The organism is Bordetella hinzii LMG 13501 (assembly GCF_001548475.1).
Classification (GTDB): domain Bacteria; phylum Pseudomonadota; class Gammaproteobacteria; order Burkholderiales; family Burkholderiaceae_B; genus Bordetella; species Bordetella hinzii.
Genome location: NZ_LRUJ01000043.1, coordinates 1 through 18954, shown reverse-complemented (window position 1 = coordinate 18954; position 18954 = coordinate 1). Strand labels below are relative to the sequence as shown.

Annotated in this window: 17 protein-coding genes and 1 pseudogene; 9 read left to right on the top strand and 9 right to left on the bottom strand. The window is 68.0% G+C overall.

What is annotated here, in order from left to right; translation table 11 throughout:
• Nucleotides 1-6: 6 nt before the first annotated feature.
• A complete protein-coding gene (locus AXA74_RS20805; protein ID WP_029580968.1) occupies nucleotides 7-708 on the bottom strand; it encodes a GntR family transcriptional regulator in 702 nt (233 codons plus the stop codon).
• A 217-nt stretch (nucleotides 709-925) separates the two neighbouring features.
• Between AXA74_RS20805 and hydA the strand changes: the two genes are divergently transcribed.
• The 6 genes from hydA to AXA74_RS20775 all read left to right on the top strand — a co-directional run bounded on the left by hydA (nucleotide 926) and on the right by AXA74_RS20775 (nucleotide 8973).
• The gene (hydA, locus tag AXA74_RS20800; RefSeq protein WP_032979568.1) at nucleotides 926-2392 is read left to right on the top strand and encodes a dihydropyrimidinase; all 1467 of its coding nucleotides are present in this window, start codon (nucleotides 926-928) and stop codon (nucleotides 2390-2392) included.
• Between the two features lie 16 nt (nucleotides 2393-2408).
• Nucleotides 2409-3848 (top strand): amidohydrolase family protein, encoded by a 1440-nt coding sequence (locus AXA74_RS20795; protein ID WP_032979569.1) that lies wholly within the window; start codon nucleotides 2409-2411, stop codon nucleotides 3846-3848.
• A 67-nt stretch (nucleotides 3849-3915) separates the two neighbouring features.
• Nucleotides 3916-5505, top strand: coding sequence for an ABC transporter substrate-binding protein (locus AXA74_RS20790; protein WP_095075196.1), 1590 nt, complete (start codon nucleotides 3916-3918; stop codon nucleotides 5503-5505).
• Between the two features lie 4 nt (nucleotides 5506-5509).
• The gene (locus AXA74_RS20785; RefSeq protein ID WP_029580964.1) at nucleotides 5510-6451 is read left to right on the top strand and encodes an ABC transporter permease; all 942 of its coding nucleotides are present in this window, start codon (nucleotides 5510-5512) and stop codon (nucleotides 6449-6451) included.
• Between the two features lie 7 nt (nucleotides 6452-6458).
• The gene (locus AXA74_RS20780) at nucleotides 6459-7340 is read left to right on the top strand and encodes an ABC transporter permease (protein WP_029580963.1); all 882 of its coding nucleotides are present in this window, start codon (nucleotides 6459-6461) and stop codon (nucleotides 7338-7340) included.
• Entirely contained in the window at nucleotides 7333-8973 is a 1641-nt protein-coding gene (locus tag AXA74_RS20775; RefSeq protein WP_029580962.1) for a dipeptide ABC transporter ATP-binding protein, read from the top strand. Before AXA74_RS20780 ends, AXA74_RS20775 begins: the two co-directional genes overlap by 8 nt.
• On the opposite strand, the gene AXA74_RS20770 is transcribed toward AXA74_RS20775, so the two are convergent.
• Genes AXA74_RS20770 through AXA74_RS20740 form a run of 7 tightly spaced genes read right to left on the bottom strand, consistent with a single transcriptional unit; the run spans nucleotide 8970 to nucleotide 15376 of the window.
• Nucleotides 8970-9944: an NADPH:quinone reductase gene (locus AXA74_RS20770; RefSeq protein ID WP_032955975.1), complete on the bottom strand. Its 975-nt coding sequence runs from the start codon at nucleotides 9942-9944 to the stop codon at nucleotides 8970-8972. The two genes, AXA74_RS20775 and AXA74_RS20770, sit on opposite strands and share 4 nt — an antisense overlap.
• 1 nt (nucleotide 9945) lies before the next feature.
• On the bottom strand, nucleotides 9946-10716 hold the full coding sequence (locus AXA74_RS20765) for a fumarylacetoacetate hydrolase family protein (protein ID WP_032955977.1): 771 nt from the start codon (nucleotides 10714-10716) through the stop codon (nucleotides 9946-9948).
• Between the two features lie 11 nt (nucleotides 10717-10727).
• Nucleotides 10728-11144 (bottom strand): nuclear transport factor 2 family protein, encoded by a 417-nt coding sequence (locus AXA74_RS20760; protein WP_032955979.1) that lies wholly within the window; start codon nucleotides 11142-11144, stop codon nucleotides 10728-10730.
• Nucleotides 11134-12303, bottom strand: a complete 1170-nt coding sequence (locus tag AXA74_RS20755; protein ID WP_032979570.1) for an alpha-hydroxy acid oxidase — start codon at nucleotides 12301-12303, stop codon at nucleotides 11134-11136. Before AXA74_RS20755 ends, AXA74_RS20760 begins: the two co-directional genes overlap by 11 nt.
• A gap of 9 nt (nucleotides 12304-12312) precedes the next feature.
• A complete protein-coding gene (locus AXA74_RS20750; RefSeq protein ID WP_051594000.1) occupies nucleotides 12313-13287 on the bottom strand; it encodes a Bug family tripartite tricarboxylate transporter substrate binding protein in 975 nt (324 codons plus the stop codon).
• 53 nt (nucleotides 13288-13340) lie between these two features.
• Nucleotides 13341-14216: a TauD/TfdA dioxygenase family protein gene (locus AXA74_RS20745; RefSeq protein WP_029580956.1), complete on the bottom strand. Its 876-nt coding sequence runs from the start codon at nucleotides 14214-14216 to the stop codon at nucleotides 13341-13343.
• Entirely contained in the window at nucleotides 14213-15376 is a 1164-nt protein-coding gene (locus AXA74_RS20740; protein WP_051594001.1) for an iron-containing alcohol dehydrogenase family protein, read from the bottom strand. The genes AXA74_RS20745 and AXA74_RS20740 overlap by 4 nt, the downstream gene beginning before the upstream one ends.
• A gap of 111 nt (nucleotides 15377-15487) precedes the next feature.
• Here AXA74_RS20740 and AXA74_RS24740 point away from each other — a divergent pair, with 111 nt between their 5' ends.
• Nucleotides 15488-16480 (top strand): LysR family transcriptional regulator, encoded by a 993-nt coding sequence (locus AXA74_RS24740; protein WP_032955985.1) that lies wholly within the window; start codon nucleotides 15488-15490, stop codon nucleotides 16478-16480.
• Here the strand turns inward: AXA74_RS24740 and AXA74_RS20730 are convergent.
• Nucleotides 16473-17288, bottom strand: a pseudogene (locus tag AXA74_RS20730) (LysR family transcriptional regulator); the annotation flags it as partial. The gene AXA74_RS24740 and the pseudogene AXA74_RS20730 overlap by 8 nt on opposite strands.
• A 91-nt stretch (nucleotides 17289-17379) precedes the next feature.
• On the opposite strand from AXA74_RS20730, the gene AXA74_RS20725 reads away from it, so the two are divergent.
• Together AXA74_RS20725 and AXA74_RS20720 are read left to right on the top strand one after the other, a co-directional pair.
• Nucleotides 17380-18150 (top strand): enoyl-CoA hydratase-related protein, encoded by a 771-nt coding sequence (locus AXA74_RS20725; RefSeq protein ID WP_032955986.1) that lies wholly within the window; start codon nucleotides 17380-17382, stop codon nucleotides 18148-18150.
• A gap of 23 nt (nucleotides 18151-18173) precedes the next feature.
• Nucleotides 18174-18954 (top strand): tripartite tricarboxylate transporter substrate binding protein (locus AXA74_RS20720; protein WP_060833312.1); only part of this gene is annotated, 781 nt, incomplete at its 3' end.

Here is an 18954-nt window from a genome sequence, read left to right as displayed (position 1 = left end):
GCGGGATCAGGCGCGGAAGACGTCTTCCAGGTCCACGTCTTCGTCGGCCGGCTCCAGCTTGCAGCTTTGCTCGATGTGGTCCAGGTGCTGCAGGGTCAGCGTCTCGGCGCGCTTGGTGTCGCCGGCTTCGATCGCGTCGATGATGAGCGCATGCTCGTCGTGGCGGCAGCTGGTGGCCGTGGGCAGGTTGTACAGGAAAATCACCAGGCAGCTGAGCGTGGACAGCTCGCGCATGGTGCGCGCCAGCTCCAGGTTGCCGGCCAGTTCGCTCAGCACGATATGGAATTCGCCGGCCAGGCGGATGATGGCCCGCTTGTCGTTGCGCTCCCGCGCGGCCTGCTCCAGGATGGCGTGCTCGCGCAGCCGCTGCAGTTTCTCGGGGGTGAGGTTGGCCACCAGGCGGCGCACCACGGCCGGCTCGATGATGCGGCGCGCCTCGAACACGTCGATGGCCTTCTCGATGGTGGGCTTGGCCACGTACGCGCCGCGCTGCGGGATCAATTCGACGATCTGTTCATGCGCCAGGCGCGCCAGCACTTCGCGGATGCGCGGGCGGCTGACCGCGAAGATCTCCGCCAGGCGCTCCTCGACCAGCTTGGTGCCCGGCTTGAGCCGGTTGTCGAGGATGGCGGAGTAGACCCGCTCATAGACCTCGTTGACAGTGCTTTCGCGTTTTTCTGGTGCCATGGGCTTTTTGATCTGCGGCATGTATGTCGTCGGGTGCATTGTCGCTGGGCGCACGATACCTCATCGCCGCCGTCCAGCCATGGCGACATGATGCCTGAAAAATGTAGACATTTTTTATTCGAAATGTTTTATGCAGGGTTAACGATAATGTATTCATCGTTGTTGTCAGTCCTAGAATGCCCGCAAGGCTCAGTTTCCCGCCACGAGGAAAAAGCCCAGCAGCGCAGAAAGGGTCCAGATGACAACAAGGGGTTTCGATCTGGTCTTGCGTAACGCCGTACTGGCAAGCGCAAGCGACACGTATTCCGCCGATCTCGCCATACGGGACGGCCGCATCGCCCAGATCGGCCACGATCTGCCCGATGGCCAGCGCAATATCGATGTCGGGGGCCGTGTGGTCACGCCCGGCGGCATCGACGCCCATTGCCACCTGGACCAGCCCATGGCGCCACCGGTGCGCCTGGCCGATGATTTCCTGACCGGCACGCGCTCGGCGGCCTGCGGCGGCACCACCACGGTGATCCCCTTCGCGGCGCAACGCAAGGGCGGCACGCTGGACGAGGCCATCGCCGACTACCACCGACGGGCCGAGGGCCGGGCCTGCGTGGACTACGGTTTTCATCTCATCCTGACCGACCCCACGCCGGCCGTGCTCGATGAAGAGCTGCCGCGCCTGATCGCGGCGGGCTATACCTCCTTCAAGCTCTACATGACCTACGAGAGCCTCAGGCTCTCCGACCGGCAGATCCTGGACGTGCTGGACGTGGCGCGCCGCCATGGCGGCATGCCCATGATCCATGCCGAGAACGCCGATTGCATCAGCTGGCTGACCGAGCGCCTGGAGGCCGCGGGCCGCGTCGCGCCCCGCTTTCACGCGGTGTCGCGCCCCGGCCTGGTCGAGCGCGAGGGCGCGCACCGCGCCATCGCGCTGGCCGAGCTGGTCGATGTCCCCATCCTGCTGGTGCATATCTCGGGCGGAGACGCCGTGCAGCAGATACGCGCGGCGCGCGCGCTGGGCCTGAACATCAATGCCGAGACTTGCCCGCAATACCTGCTGCTTAGCGCCGAGGACCTCGGCATCGACGACAGTTATCACGGCGCGCGCTGCGTCTGCAGCCCGCCGCCGCGCGACAGCGCCGCCCAGCAGCAGGTCTGGCAGGGATTGGCCGATGGGCTGTTCCAGGTGTTCTCCTCCGATCATTCGCCTTTCCGCCTGGAGGGCGAGGACGGCAAACATCCCGGCGGGCGCGAAGTGCCCTTCCGGCACATCCCCAACGGCATCCCGGGCATCGAGACCCGCATGCCGCTGCTGTACTCCGAGGGGGTGCTGGGAGGCCGCATCAGCTTGAACCGCTTCGTCGAACTGACCGCCACCGGGCCGGCCCGCGCCTACGGCCTGTATCCGCGCAAAGGCACGCTGGCCATCGGCGCCGACGCCGACCTGGTGGTCTGGGACGAGCGCGACTTCGTGCTGGACAACGCCCAGTTGCACCATGCGGTGGACTACACCCCCTATGCCGGCCGGCGCCTGCGCGCCTGGCCGGGCCTGACGCTGTTGCGCGGCCAGGTCGTCTGGGACGGCCAGTCCTTCACCGGCAAGCCCGGCGACGGCCGCTTCCTGGCACGCGGCCTGCCCTCCCTGTTTCCCATCGGCGCTCGCGCGCCCGGCCGCCGCTCCTGGCTGCAAGCGGCTCTTGAATCCTGAACCCGGAGATTCCGACGTGACCACCACCCTGATCCAGAACGCCGACACCGTCGTTGCCTGGGACGACTCCCGCCAGCGCCATGTCTATATGCGCAACACCGATCTCGCCTTCCGCGACGGCCAGATCACGCACATCGGCGCCGGTTTCGCCGCCGGCCCGGACTGCGAGGTCGTCGATGGCCGCGGCATGATGCTCATGCCCGGGCTGGTCGACATCCACAGCCACCTGGTGCACGAGCCCATCAACAAGGGCTACACCGACGAAACCGGCTCGGCCGGGCTGTATAACTCCAATCTCTACGAGTACATGCCCACCATGGAGGGCGACGCCGAGGCCGCGCCGCACCAGCTCACGCTGGCCTGCGCCGAGCTGCTGATGTCGGGCGTGACCACCGTGGTCGACATGTCCGTCATCCACGAAGAATGGATAACCATCCTGGCCAAGAGCGGCCTGCGCGCCTATCTGGCGCCCATGTTCCGCTCCGCCCGCTGGTACACGCGCAACGGCCATGTGGTCGAATACGACTGGAACGAGAAAGGCGGCTATGACGGGCTGGAGCGCGCGCTCAAGCTCATCGACCGCGCCCAGGCCCATGAATCCGGCCGCCTGCAGGGCATGCTCTGTCCGGCCCAGATCGACACCTGCAGCGCCGACCTGCTGCGCGACAGCCGCGCCGAGGCCAAGCGGCGCGGCATCGGCTGGCAGACCCACGCGGCCCAGTCCCTGCCCGAGTTCCACGAGATCACGCGCCGCCATGGCCTGACCCCGGTGCAATGGCTGCACAGCCTGGGCGTGCTCGATCCGGCCAGCATCGTGGGCCACGGCATTTTCGTCGACGACCATCCCAATACCCACTGGAGCACCGCCACCGATCTGCCCATCCTGGCCGAGACGGGCGCCAGCGTGGCCCACTGCCCCACGGTGTTCATGCGGCGCGGCATGGCGCTGCGCGATTTCGGCCGCTATCGCCGCGCCGGCATCAATCTGGGCATAGGCACCGACACCTATCCGCACAACATGATCGAGGAAATGCGCCATGTGGGCTATCTGGCCCGCCTGATGGCCCAGACGCCGCGCGCCACCACGACCGGGGAAGTCTTCCACGCGGCCACCGTGGGCGGCGCCCAGGCCCTGGGCCGCAAGGACATCGGACGCCTGGCCGTGGGCGCGCGCGCCGACCTGGTGCTGGTCGACATGACCCACCACCTCATGCGCCCCTCGCGCGACCCGGTGCGCAGCCTGGTCTATGCCGCCGCCGACCGCGCCGTGCATACCGTCTACATCGATGGCCGCCGCGTCGTGCACAAGGGTGAGGTCGCCTCGCTGGACTACCGCCATGCGGCCGCCGAGGTCGATGCCGCCCAGCGCCGCGCCGAGGCCCTGGTGCCCGAGCGCGACCTGGTGGCGCATCGCAGCGCCCTGGAGATGTCACCGCTGTCTTTTGATCAGGTCTGACCGGCCCGCCGCCCGCGCGGCGCCACGCAACAAAGGCCGGCGACGCCGGCCGACAAGGGGAACCACCATGCAATCGCAGAACTTCATGAAATCCTGGCTGCTGCGCGCCGGCCTGGCCGCCACCCTGGCCGCCGCGGCCAGCACGCCGGCCCTGGCCGACAAGCTCACCGTCGTCATGGCCAGCAAGCTGTCCGTGCTCGACCCGGTGCTCACCGCCTCGCACCAGACGCGCAATCACGGCTACATGATCTACGACACCCTGCTGGCCACCGACGCCGACAACAAGGTGCGTCCGCAGATGGCCGACAAATGGGAGATCTCGCCCGATGGCAAGACCTATACCTTCACGCTGCGCGACGGCCTGAAGTGGCATGACGGCACGCCGGTCAAGGCCGAGGACTGCGTGGCCTCGATCAAGCGCTGGGCCCAGCAGGACAAGATGGGCCGGCAGCTGATGCCCCTGGTCGAGGCCATGAACGTAGTCGACGACAAGACCTTCGCCATCGTGCTCAAGACGCCGGCCGACGTGCTGGCCGCGCTGGCCAAGCCCAGCGGCCTGCCCAGTTTCATGATGCCCAAGCGCGTGGCCGACACGCCCGCCTCCCAGGCCATCAGCGACTACACCGGTTCGGGCCCCTTCAAGTTCGTGCAGGCCGAGTTCCAGCCGGGCGTCAAGACGGTCTATGCCAAGAACACCGACTATGTGCCGCGCAACGAGCCGCCCAGCGCCACGGCCGGCGGCAAGGTGGTCAAGGTCGACCGCGTCGAATGGCTCACCCTGCCCGACCCCATGACGGCCGTCAACGCGCTGCTCGAAGGCGAGGTCGACTACCTGGAGACCGTGCCCTTCGACCTGACCCCCATGGTCAAGAGCGCGCCCGATGTGGAGCTGCGCATCCTGGACAAGATGGGCTACCAACCCATGTACCGCTTCAACCAGACGCAAAAGCCGTTTGACAACAAGCTGCTGCGCCAGGCCGCGATGTATGCCGTGGGCCAGGCCGACATCCTCAAGGCCCAGGTCGGCGACCCCGCCTACTACAAGACCTGCGGCGCGGTCTTCGGTTGCGGCCTGCCCTATGCCAGCGACATCCGCGCCGACATGATCGTGCCTTCCAACATCGAGAAGGCCCGCGCCCTCCTGAAGGAAGCCAAGTACGACAACTCGCCGGTGGTCATCCTGCATGCCACCGACATCGCCATGGCCTCGGCCATCCCGGTGGTGATGGCCCAGCAGCTGCGCCAGGCCGGCTTCAATGTCCAGCTGCAGGCCATGGACTTCATGACCATGCTGTCGCGCCGCGCCAACCGCGACGTGCCGGCCAAGGGCGGCTGGAGCATCTTCGTGACCACCTGGCATATGAGCGAGATCATGGATCCGCTGCGCAACTACGGGGTGTCGGCCAATGGCGAGAAGTCCTGGTTCGGCTGGCCCGACGTGCCGGAGGTCGAGGCCCTGCGCGAGAAATTCCTGGTGGCGCGCGACGACAAGGAACGCAAGGAGATCGCCGACAAGCTGCAAGATGTGATGCTCGATGAAGGCGTGGCCATCCCCCTGGGGCAGATCAATACCGCCGCGGCTTACCGCAAGAGCCTGAGCGGCGTGATCGAGTCACCCGCCCCGGTGTTCTGGAATATCGCCAAGTCCGGGAAGTAAAGGCATGCTGGCTTACCTGCTCAAACGTGTGCTGGCCACCGTCCCGGTGGTGCTGACGGTGGCCGTGCTGGTCTTTGGCCTGCTGCGGCTGACCCCGGGCGACCCCGCCATCATTCTGGCCGGCGACTCGGCCACCGAAACGCAGCTGCAGCAACTGCGCCAGCACATGGGCCTGGACCGCTCCATCACGGCGCAGTTCGGCCTGTGGGCGGGCCAGGTGATGCGGGGCGACCTGGGCGTGTCGCTGCACTCGGGCACGCCCGTCACCGGGATGATCGCCGGGCGCATCGGGCCTTCGCTGGCCCTGGCCCTGTGCACCATCGTGTTCTCGACCCTGGTGGCGGTGCCGCTGGGCGCCTACGCCGCCTGGCGGCGCGGCAGCCGCGTGGACCGCGCCATCATGGCCTTCTCGGTGATGGGCTTCTCGGTGCCTATCTTCGTGACCGGCTATGCCCTCATCCTGCTGTTCGCCATGAAGCTGGGCTGGCTGCCCGTGCAGGGCTACAAACCCCTGTCGGCCGGCGTGTTCGAGTTTGCGCGCCATCTGGCGCTGCCGACGCTGGCCTTGAGCACCGGCTTCATCGCGCTCATCGCCCGCATCGCGCGCAGCAGCATCCTGGAAGTCATGAACGAGGACTACATCCGCACCGCGCGGGCCAAGGGCATCACCGAAGGCACGGTGCTCATCGCCCATGCCCTGCGCAACGCGGCCGTGCCCATCATCACCATCATCGGCATCAGCATCGCCTTGCTGATCAGCGGCGTCGTCGTCACCGAGTCCGTCTTCAACCTGCCTGGCCTGGGCCGGCTGGTGGTCGAATCCGTCCTGGCGCGCGACTATCCCCTGATCCAGGGCCTGATCCTGCTGTTTTCCCTGCTGTACATCGGCATCAACCTGGCGATCGACGTGCTGTATTCCGTCTTCGATCCCCGCATCCGTTACTGAGGCGTCCATGTCCTTCACCGCACAACCGGCGGCCGTCGCGCCGCCGGCGGCCAAGGCGGCATCGCCGCTGCGCCGCGCCCTGTCCAGCGGCCCCGTCATGTTCGCCGCGGGCTTTCTCGCCTTCATCGTGCTTGTCGCGCTGGCGGCCAACCTGCTGGGCCTGGCCGATCCGCTGGCCATCAACCCCATGGAACGCCTCAAGAGCGCCTCGGCCGCGCACTGGTTCGGCACCGACGCCTATGGCCGCGACGTGCTGTCGCGCGTCATCCACGGCGCGCGCGTCTCGCTGCTCATCGGCGCCGGCACGGCCCTGGCGGCCCTGGTGCCTGGCCTGGTGCTGGGACTGGTCGCCGGCTACTTCCGCTATGCCGACATGGTCATCATGCGCATCATGGACGGCATCATGTCGGTGCCCGGCATCCTGCTTGCCATCGCCCTGGTGGCCGTGACCGGCGCCAACATCCTGACCGTGCTCATCGCCATCGCCGTGCCCGAGTTCCCGCGTGTGGTGCGGCTGGTGCGCGGCCTGGTGCTGGGCCTGCGCGGCGAACCCTATGTCGAGGCGGCCGTCTCCCTGGGCACGCCCACCCCGCGCCTCATGCTGCGCCACCTCCTGCCCAATACCGTGGCCCCTCTCATCGTGCAGGGCACCTTCATCTTCGCCTCGGCCATCCTCGCCGAAGCGGTGATGAGCTTCCTGGGCGTGGGCATGCCGCCGGAAATCCCCTCCTGGGGCAATGTGATCGCCGAAGGCCGCATGTACTTCCGCCTCAAGCCGGAGCTCATCCTGGTGCCCGGCGTTTTCCTGGCGCTGACCGTGCTCAGCGTGAACCTGCTGGGCGACGCCATGCGCGACGCCCTCGATCCCAAGATGGCCCGCCGTGTCTGATACCGCTTCCCTCCCCGTTCTCAGCATCCGCAACCTGCGCGTCGAACTCACCGGCGGCGCGCAGCAGGTGGTGCAGGATGTCAGCCTGGACATCCACGCCGGACAGACCCTGTGCGTGGTCGGCGAATCCGGCTCCGGCAAATCCGTCACCTCTTTTGCCGTCATGGGTCTGCTGGCTCCCGATGCGCTGCGGCCCTGCGGCGGCCGCATCCTGCTCGAGGGCGAAGACCTGCTCGCCGCCACGCCCGAGCGCCTGCGCGAGCTGCGCGCCACCCGCATGTCCATGGTCTTCCAGGAACCCATGACCGCCCTCAACCCGGTGCGCACCGTGGGCTGGCAGATCGACGAGGTGCTGCGCACCCACAGCGACCTGCCGGCCGCCGAACGCAAACGCCGCATCCTGGCCATGCTCGAATCGGTCCATCTGCCCGACGTGGCGCGGGTCTATGACGCCTACCCGCATCAGCTGTCGGGCGGACAGCGCCAGCGCATCGTGATCTGCATGGCCCTCATCCTCAATCCCCGCCTGCTGATCGCCGACGAGCCGACCACCGCCCTGGACGTCACCACCCAGAAGCAGATCCTGGCCCTCATCCGCGAGCTGCAGCAGGCGCACCAGACCGCCGTGCTTTTCATCACCCACGATTTCGGCGTGGTGGCCGAAATCGCCGACCACATCGCCGTCATGAACCGCGGCCGCATCGTCGAAACGGGAGACCGGCAGCAGATCCTGGCCCAGCCCCGCGAAGCCTATACCCGCATGCTGGTGTCCTCGGTGCCCAGCCTGGCGCCGGCCGACCGCGCGCCGGTCCAGGGCGCGGCCGTGCTGGAAGTCGCCCGCCTGGGCAAGACCTATGCCGAGCGTTCGCTCTTCAAGCGCGCGCGCCAGGTCCACGCGGCCGACGATGTCAGCTTCACGCTGCGCAAGAAAGAAATCGTCGGCATCGTGGGCGAGTCCGGCTCGGGCAAGTCGACCGTTGCCCGCTGCATCGCGCGGCTGATCGACCCGAGCAGCGGCTCGGTCAAGCTCGACGGCAAGGACATCGCCACGGCTTCGCGCCGCGCCCTGCGGCCGCTGCGCCAGAAGGTGCAGGTCGTCTTCCAGGATCCCTACCGCTCGCTCAACGCCCGCATCCGGGTGGGCGAATCCATCATCGAGGGCATGCTCAACTACGGCGCCCGGCGCCCCGAGGCCCGCCGGCGCGCCGCGCGGCTGCTGGAAGTGGTGGGCCTGCCGGCCGAGGCCATGGACCGCTATCCGCACCAGTTCTCGGGCGGCCAGCGCCAGCGCATCTGCATTGCCCGCGCCCTGGCCCTGGAGCCCGATGTGCTGATCGCCGACGAAGCGGTCTCGGCGCTGGATGTCTCGGTGCAGGCCCAGGTCCTGCGGCTGATCGAAGAGGTGCGCCAGCAGACCGACACGGCCGTGCTTTTCATCACCCACGACCTGCGCGTGGCGGCCCAGATCTGCGACAGCATCGTGGTGATGCGGCAGGGCCGCATCGTCGAGGCCGGCCAGGCGCGCGAGGTGCTGACCCGGCCGCGCGAGGCCTACACCCGGCAGTTGATCGACGCCGCGCCGGGCAGGCACTGGGATTTCCAGCACTTCCGGCCGCTGCGGGCCGCCGCCTAGGGCGCGACCAGCACCTTGCCGGCGAAACGGCCGCTCTCCACGCGCTCGTGCGCCGCGACGATGTCGGCCAGCGGATAGATCTCCACGGCGTGATGCCGCAGCTCGGGCAGCCGCGCCTGCAGCTCGGCGATCGCCGCCTGCCGCGCCTGGGGCGTGAGCGTATAGACCAGGAAGAAATGCAGGGAGATCGCCCGCGGCAGCCAGGAGGCGAAGTGGATGGGAATGTCGCCGCGGTCGTTCGACCCATAGCAGACAAAGCGCGCATGGTCGGCCAGCGCGCCCTCGCGCACCAGCCGGGCGCTGCGCGAAAAATCCAGGTCGATCAGGGCGTGCGCGCCGCGCCCGCCCGTCCACGCCCGCACGCGCTCGGCCACGGGCTCGCGCTTATAGTCGATCAGGCGCTGCAGGCCCAGCGCGCGCAGGGATTGCGCCTTGTCCTCGGCGCCCACCGTTCCGATGACCTCCGCGCCCGCCAGGCGCGCCAGCTGGGCGGCGTAAAAGCCGACATTGGACGCCGCGCCGGTCACCAGCACCGGCTCGCCCGGCGACAGCGCCGCCAGCCGCAAGGCATGGACCGCGGTCAAGGCCGGGATGCCCAGGGCGGCGCCGGCCTGCAGGCTCACGCCCTCGGGCAGCGGCACGGCCTGCCCGGCGGGCAGGCAGACATATTGCGCCGCCGTGCCGTCGCGGCGGCCGTACTGGGCGTTCCAGAGCCAGACGCGCTGGCCCAGGCGCGCCGGATCCACGCCCTGGCCCACCGCATCGATCTCCCCCGCCCCGTCGCTGTGTGGGACGACGTAGCCCTGCTCGACCGGCCGGCTGCCGGCACGCGACTTGACATCCGAAGGATTGACGCCGGAATACGCCACCTTCACGCGCACCTCGCCCGGCCCCGGGACCGGGTCGGGCAGCGTGGCCAGCTCCAGCACCTCGCGGGCGGCGCCATTGGATCGATAACGGGCGGCAAGCATGTCAGATCTTCCTTGTGCGGACGAAGCGGTTCCTCAGTGTACCCAGCCCGGTCAGCGAGACCTCCACCACGTCGCCGTCCTGCAGGTCGGGCGAATGGCCGTCGGTGCCCATCCAGATCATGTCGCCGGGATAGAGCGTCAGGTAGCGGCTCATGGTGCTGATGAACTCCTCCACGCCGAACAGCATGTCGGCGGTGTCAAAGGCCGTGGTCGTCTTGCCGTTGACCGACACGGTGGTGCGCATGGCGGCGATGTCGGCCTGGGTGCTGATCCACGGCCCCATGGGCTTGAAGGTGTCGCTGTTCTTGGCGCGCCAGAAGGTGCGGTCGGCCGCCTGCCAGTTGCGCTCGCTCACGTCGTTGCCGATGGTGTAGCCGAAGATGCAGTCCGCGGCCTCGCCGACCTCGATGTCGCGCGTCTTCTTGCCGATCACCACCACCAGCTCGCCTTCGTAGTGCACGCGCATGGCGTCGGCCGGCATGATGACCTCGCCCTCGTGCGGCAGCAGCGCATTGTTGGCGCGGTAGCCCACATCCGGCTTGTTGGGAATCTTCATGCCTTCGGCGCTGATGTGCTTGGTGTAGTTCAGGCCCACGCAGTAGAAGGTGGGCGGCACCACCGGCACCTCGAGGCTCACATCGGCCAGCGCCAGGCGCTGCGGCCGCTTTTCATAGCCGCCGAAGGGGTCTCCCGCCACCGGGACGATGCGGTCATTGTCATCCAGCATGCCGTAGGCGGTCTTGCCCTGCAGCGTATAGCGTATCCATCTCATGCCCTGTCTCCTCAAGCCTGGAAGCTGATGTCGTCGCTGTGCAGCCCCATGATGCGCCACTGGCCGTCCTGCCAGGCGAAGTCCGCATACGTGCTGCGCACGGATTCGATGCCGGCAAGCGGCGCGGGCCCGGCCAGCTCCCGGCCCGGCTCATGGCGCACCACCAGCATATAGGCCGCCAGCCGGCAGCGCCGGTCGTCGCCGTCCTGCGCCATCACATTGGTCAGCAAATGATGGATGCGCATGGTGGGCGAGCGCTGCGCCAGCGCCTGGCGCACGGCGGCCCGCCCCTGCAGGCGCTGGCCCTGGCGCAGCCAGACGACCTCCTCGCCGAGCGTGGCCAGCAGGCCGTCGTAGTCGCGCATGTCCAGGCAACGGTACATGCGCAGCCATTGGTTGGTGCAAAGGGTAATGGTGTCAGCCTGCATGGGAATGAACGGGGTTGGAGCCGGCGATGAGCCGGCGGTCGATGTCGGAAATCCGCGGCGTGCCGCAAAGCTGCATGCTGCGGATGAGTTCTTCGTTCAGGATGTCCAGTGCGCGGTCGGCGCCGGCCTGGCCGCCGGCCAGCACGCCATACAGCGTGGCGCGCCCCGTGAGTACGCCGCCCGCGCCCAGCGCCAGGGCCTTATGGATGTCGCTGCCGCGCCGCACGCCGCCATCGAGCCAGACCGGCACGCGGCCGGCGGCCCGCGCCAGGACGCCGCCCAGCGCGTCCAGCGTGGCCACGCCGCCGTCGAGCTGCCGCCCGCCATGGTTGGACACCACCAAGGCGTCGGCGCCCGCCTCCAGGATGCCTTCCACGTCCTCGGGATGGACCACTCCCTTGACGATGAGCTTGCCCGGCCAGCGTTCGCGCAAGCGCGCCAGCGCCCGCAGGTCGAACGCCGGGTCATAATTGCGCCCCGCCAGCGACTGCCGGCCATCGGCGCGCAAGGCCTTCAGGCCGGCCAGGCTGGGCATGACGGGCGGACGGCGCAACAGCATGTCCAGCGACCAGGCGGGCTTGCGCAAGAACTGGCCGATGTTGCGGGCATTGAGTTTCATGGGAAAGCCCAGCCCATTGCGCAGATCGCGCTCGCGCTTGCCGCCCACGGGCAGGTCCACCGTGATCATCAAGGCCTCATAACCGGCCACGCGGGCGCGCTCGACCAGGGCGTGCAGCCTGTCCTTGTCCTGCAGGATATAGGCCTGGAACCACAGCCGGCCCGGCGCCTGATCGGCGATTTCCTCGATGCTGGCCGTGGCGGAGGTCGACAAGGCATAGGGGATACCATGGCGCGCTGCGGCGCGGGCCAGCGCGACATCGCCGCCGCGCCAGCCAAAGCCCACCGCGCCCGTGGGCGCGATGGCCATGGGCGCGGCCAGCGGCCGGCCAAACAGCTGGGTGGACGGGTCCGGCCGCGACACGTCGCGCAGGACGCGCGGCAAGAGCCGCACGCGGCGGAAAGCCTCGCGGTTGTCCGCCAAGGTGATCTCATCCTCGGCGCCGCCATCGTAGAAGTCGAAGACCCCGCGCGGCAGGCGCGCCCGGGCGGCCTGCCGCAAGCCTTCGATGGAGTGGCAGGCGTGAAGCTGGCTTCTCATGACCGCGCCCTACTCGCCCTTGACGCCGCCTTGCTGGATCACATCGGCCCAGCGCAGCTTGTCCTTGATGAGGAAATCGCGAAACTGCTCGGGCGTATCGCCAATGACATAGGCGCCCAGCTTGCTCAGTTGGTCGCGCACTTCGGGCTTGGACAGCGCGGCCACGGCCGCCTTGTTCAGAGTGTCGACGATGGGCCGGGGCGTGCCCGCCGGCGCCAGCAGGCCCACCCAGGGCGCGCCGTCCTCGAAGCCCTTGTAGCCCAGGCTGTCGAAGGTCGGCACGCCGGGAAAGTCCGCCAAGCCCGACGGCGCGCCCACCGCCAGCACCCGCAGCTTGCCGCTGTTGACATAGTCGGCGATGCCGATGCTGGGATAGAACATGAAGGCGATGCGCCCGGCGATCATCTCCTGCAGCGCCGGGCCATTGCCCTTGAAAGGGATGTGCTGCATCTTCAGGCCGGCCTTGGCGGCCAGCATCTCGGCGGCCAGGTGAGCCGAGCCCCCCACGCCCGACGAGCCGAAGGTCAGCTTGCCCGGATTGGCGCGCGCATCGGCCACCAGATCGGCCAGGCTTTTATAGGGGGAATCGGCATGGGTGACCAGCACCATGGGCAGGTTGGCGAAGTTGCTCACCGGCGCGAAAGCCTTGTCGGCCTCGTAGCGATAGCGGTCCGGATAGAGCAAGGGATTGACGGTCAGGGTCAGCGATGTCGCCAGCACCTTGTAGCCATCGGGCGCGGCGTTCATCACATCCTGCGCGGCGATGTGGGCGCTGGCGCCGGCCTTGTTCTCGACCACGATGGTCTGTCCCAGCTGGTCGCCCATATGCTTGGCCACGATCCGGGCGATGACATCCGTCGGGCCGCCGGCCGAATAGCCCACCACCATGCGGATGGGCCGGTCAGGGTACTCCCCGGCCCAGCAAGCCTGGCCCAGCAGCAGGCAGGCGCCCAGGGACAGCGCCAGTTTCTTCATGAGTTGCATCGCAAAGTCTCCTCTTGTGATTGTGTTGTCGGCCGCCGGCTTGGACGCCGCGGTCAGTACAGCTCGGGGAAATAACGGTCCGCCATGACCTGGCAGCGGCGGATGTAGCGCGGCTCGTCGGGGCGGTAATCGGCCACGGCGTTGTGGATGGTCCCCATGTTGTCCCACATCAGCACGTCGCCCTCGGCCCAGCGATGCTGGTAGCGGTACTTGTCCTGCAACTGGTGCTCGAACAGAAAGGCCAGCACTTCCTCGCTGCGCGCCTCGGGCAGCTCATTGATGCGCACCGAATACCCGGGATTGGCGTAGAGCACCTTGCGACCGGTGATGGGGTGCCGCAAGAACACGGGATGCGACACCGGCGGCTTGCGGCGGCGCTGCTCCTCGGTAAGCGGCGCGCGCCGGCTGCCGGGCTGGCTGCGCATCTTCTCCCAGAACTTGTTGAAATCGTGCGTGATGGTCATGCCGTCAAGCTCGTCCTTGAGCGCCTGCGGGAGGTCTTCATAGGCCGCGTGCATATTGCAGAACTCGGTATTGCCCAGGGGCTGGCCATCGCGCATCGGGATCCTGATGCCATAGAGCACATTGCTAAAGGCGATGGTCCGGCTATACGACATATCGGTATGCCAATCCTGGCCGGCGTCATTCAGGCCCAGCGGCTTGCCGTTCTCCACCATATTGGAGAGGATCATCACGTCCGGGAACTCGTTGTCCTGGCTGGTGTTGGCCACATTGATCTCCAGCTGCCCGAAGCGCTGCGCGAAGGCGCGCTGCTGGGCGGTGGTCCACGTTTGGCGCGGGAAAGACAGGACGCCATACCGGCCCAGCGCCTGCTCGATGGCGCGGAAGCTGGCCTCATCCAGGGGCTGGGACAGGTCGATGTCGTGGATGGTCGCGCCCAGCGCGGCGTTCTTGGGTTCGATTCTCATACTGTGCTCCGGGAAAGCGCCGGCCCGTAGGCCTGCTCAAGTAAATGCAGCACGGTGTCCGCATCGGGCACCGCGCGCGGATTCAAGGCCACGCCGCGCTCGTGCATGCACAGGCGGGCGATCTCAGGCAGATCGGCGGCGGCCAGGCCCAGCGCCCGCAGCGACGCCGGCAGCCCGTGCGTCGCGCGCAAGCCGGCCACCCAGTCCGCCGCGGACATCCCTTCCTCGGCGCCGCTGGCGCGCCCGATAGCCTGGGCCGCCGCGGCCAGCGCCTGCGGCGCGGCCGGCGCATTGAAACGCAGCACATGGGGCAGCATCACGCAATTGACCGCGCCATGGGCCACGCCGTGGCGCGCCCCTATCACATGGCAGATGGCGTGGTGCAGACAGGTGCGCGCCATAGACAGCACCATGCCCGACAAATGCGCCGCGGCCAGGATCTGGCGCCGCGCTGCCGCCGGCTCGGCCCGCGGCGCCAGCGCCACGGCGAACAAGCCCAGCGAATGCAAGGCCAGGGCGTCCGACACCGGCGAACGCTGGCGCGAATACAGCCCCTCCAGATCATGGGCAATGCCGTTGACGGCCGTGGCCAACAGACGCTCCCGCGGCAGGCCCGCGGCCAAGTCGGGATCGATCAGCACCTCGGTCGCCGCCACGTCGCGGCACCAGAACAAACGCTTGCGTCCCTCGTCGGCCAGGCCGATGGACGGCGTGACCTCGGCCGCCGCCGCCGTCGTCGGCAGGCTGACGATAGGCAGCAAGGCGCGGCGCGGCGGCGCGGGCCGGCCGGCGGCATAGGCCGCCAGGCGCGCGCCCTCGGGCAGCATCAAGGCCAGCGCCTTGGCGCTATCGGCCACGCTGCCCCCGCCCGCCGCCACGATCACATCCGGCCGATGGGCGCGCAGACCGGCCAGCGCCGCTTCCAGATAAGCCACGCTGCCATGCTCGGGCACGCCGTCGAGCACCACGGCCGCCAGCCCCTCGAGCTGGGCGCGCAAGGCCTGCCCGGCCGGCGACGCGGCCAGGCGGCGCTGCATCAACAGCACCGGACGGCGGCCGCCCAGCTCGGCCAGCGTCGCGGCCAACTGCCCGGCGCACCCCTGCGCAAAGCGCACCCGGGTGCCATAGAGGTGGTAATCAAAATCGGGGGTGCCCAGCACGTCCGCATCCAGTGTTTCGAATTGGAGTTATTCTAGGAATGCAGCTCTATGAGGAATAGCGGGCTCAAGACAAATCAGTTTTTCCAGAAAAGAAACACAGGTTGCGGCGCAATGAACACGATCGAGTGCATGGAGGTCTTCGTCGAAGTGGCCAAAGGCCTGAGCTTTTCCAAGGCCGCCGAACGCCTGGGCACCAGCCGCTCGGCCATCACCAAAAAAATCGCCTGGCTGGAAGCCGAGTTCGAAACCCAGCTTCTCAACCGCAACACCAAGCGCGTCAGCCTCACCGAAAGCGGCGCGGTGCTGCTGCAGAATGCCGATCTCCTTGCCCACGCCGTCAAGAACCTCAAGGACCTGGTGCGCAGCCCCGTGCAGCGCCCCAGCGGACGCATCCGCATCGGCTCCCCGCCCTCCTTCGGCGCCGTGCATCTCGCGCCGGCCGTGCAGGCCTTTCTGCGGACCTACCCCGAAGTCCAGGTCTCGCTGCTCATCGACGACGGACGCGGCGACCTCATCGCCGAAAACATGGACCTGTCGCTGCGCATCGCCCCGCGGCTGCGCAACAGCAACCAGATCGCCTACAAGATCGCCATGGTCCCCCAGCTGCTGGTCGCCACGCGCCAATACCTCGACGCCCATGGCCGCCCGCGGCGCCCCAAAGACCTGGAACAGCACAACTGCCTGATCCACCAGCTCAAGGCGGCCACCGGCCATTGGCAGTTCACGGGCGCCGACGGCGAACTGCACAGCGTGCACGTGCGCGGCGATTTCAACGCCAACCTGGGCGAAGCCATCCTGCGCCTGGCCAAGGGGCACCACGGGATCTCCATGCACCCCAGCTACATGGTCGATGAAGACATCCGCAACGGCAGCCTGGAAGTGCTGCTGCCGGACTATCGCTGCGAGGCGCTGGACATCTACGCCATCGTCCAGAGCAAACGCTACCAGCCCTTCAAGGTGCGGCTTTTCGTCGACCACCTGCGCGGCTGGTTCCAGGCGCAGGATTGGAGCCGCGAGGCGGCGCGTCCTTCCCCAGACGCGGCAGCAAGGTCTCCAGGAAACGCCGCGTCGACACCGATGGGCGGGTCTGGTTGCGCTGGATGATGGAGATTTCGTGCACCGTGTCCGGCACGCCCCGGATGGAGAGGCTGTGCATGCCCCATTGTTCGGCGATGGCCGAGGCATAGCCTGGCAGCACCAGCACGCCCGCCCCGCAGCGCACCAGGCCCAGCGCGGCCGTCAGCGAACCGACCTCGATGGCGCTGTCGAGCCGCACGCCCTGCTCGGCCAGGATGCCGTCCAGGCTGCGGCGCACGCTGTAGAAATTCCGCAGCAGGATGTGGTTCCAAGCCGCCAGGTCCTTGAGCCTGACGCTGGCGCGGGCGGCCAAGGGGTGCGCGGCGTCGACCACCACGCGCATGCTGTCGCGCAGCACCACCTCCGTGCGCACGCCCGAGAGGCGGGCGTCGACGGCCGCCAGCCCGAAATCCACGGTGCCGGCGCGCACGCTCTCGACGGTCTGGTCGGTGGACAGTTCGTGCAGCTCGAAATGGATGCCGGGATGGGCCGCCCGGTAGTCCGCGATCACGCGCGCCAGCAGGCCGTAGATCATGAGCGGCGAGGCCGCGATGCTCACCTTGCCGCGGTCCAGCGCCAGCAGTTCCTCGACGCTGCGCTTGGCCGTCTGCATGGTGGCGACCACTTCCAGCGCATAGGCGTGGAACTCGCGCGCCGCGTCGTTGGGCGCGACGCGGCGCGTGCTGCGGTCAAAGAGCACCAGGCCTAGCTGGCTTTCGAGCTCGGCCACCATCTTGCTGGCGGCCGACTGCGTGACGTGCATGCGGGCGGCCGCGGCCGTGAAACTGCCGGTCTCGTACAAGGCCAGAAAGACGCGCAACTGGCGGATATTCATGCCGTTATGGACTGGGTGAAGTCTAAGAATTCCATTGTCTCATCAATCGTCCGAAACCTATCATGCCTCGCATTCTTCCCACGAGGCTTTTATGCAGACTCCCCAATGCCATATCGAGCGCCGCGACGGCGGCGTGGTGGCCATCACCTTCGACAATGGCCGCCTCAACCTGCTGACCTCGCAGGCCGCGGCGGTCTACACCAGCACCTTGCGCGAACTGGCGCGCGACCCGGAAATCCGCCTGCTCATCGTGCAGGGCGGCGCCCAGGCTTTCCTGGGCGGCGCCGACATCAAGTTCCTGAAAGATGCCGGCAAGGCCGACATCGATGCCTACATCCGCGGCGTGCATGCCCTGTGCGAGCAGCTGCGCGACCTGCCCTTCCCCACCATGTCCCTGGTGTCGGGCTATTGCCTGGGCGCCGGGATGGAGGTCGCGGCGGTCTGTGACATCAAGCTGGCCACGGCCGACGCCAGCTTCGGCATGCCCGAAGTGCGCCTGGGCGTGCCCTCGGTCATCCATGGCGCGATGCTGCCCGGGATGATCGGCTGGACGCGCACGCGCGACCTGCTGCTCAGCGGCCGCATGATTCCGGCGCGGCTGGCCTGCGACTGGGGGCTGATCACCGACGTGGCCGCCGAGGGCGGGCTGCCGGCGCTCGCCGCGCATTGGCAGGAAATGCTGCTCGAAGGCGGCCCGCTGGCCATGCGCATCCAGAAAAAACTGATCCGCGACTGGGAGCGCCTGCCCCTGGCCGAGGCCATCGCCATCGGCGTGGATGCGCTGGTGTCGGCCTACGACAGCGACGAACCCAAGCGCTACATGGAAGCCTTCTTGCTCAAACGCAAGCAGCAGCGCGCCTGACCCGACAACGAGGAGACAACACCATGAACAAGACTTTGAGCCGCATAGCGGCCTGGCTGGCCGGCGCCGGCCTGGCGATGTCCGCGGCCGCCGCGCCGGCGGCGGACACCCTCAATGCGCCGATCACGCTGGTCGTGCCCTTCGCGGCCGGCGGCATGACCGATGTGCTGGCGCGGCAACTGGCCAAGACCCTGCAGGCCGATCTCAAGCAGTCCGTCATCGTGGACAACCGCAGCGGCGCCGGCGGCGTGATCGGCGCCGAGAAGGTGGCGCGCTCGCCGGCCGACGGCCATACCCTGCTGGTCACGACGACCGCCCACGTGGTCAACCCGGCCATCACCAAGACCCTGCCCTACGACACCGAGAAAGACTTCGCGCCGGTGGCGCTGCTGGCCCGAACGCCCAATGTGCTGGTGGTCAATCCCAAGCTGCCCGTCAACAATCTGCAGGAGCTGCTGGCCTATGCCAAGAAGACCGGCAGCGTGAGCTACGGCTCCTCCGGCGTGGGCGGCACCACCCATCTGTCGGGCGAACTGCTGGCCGCGCGCACCGGCGCGCCGCTGCTGCACGTGCCCTACAAGGGCACGGCGCTGGCCCTCAACGACCTGCTGGGCGGCCAGATCCAGGCGTCTTTCGTGGACGCGCTGACAGCCATCAAATATGTGCAAAGCGGCAAGCTGCGCGCCATCGCCGTGTCCACCCGCGAGCGCAATCCCATGCTGCCCGATGTGCCCACCATCGCCGAACAGGGCGTGCCTGGCTACGAAACCGAAATCTGGATCGGCTTTTATGCGCCGGCAGGCA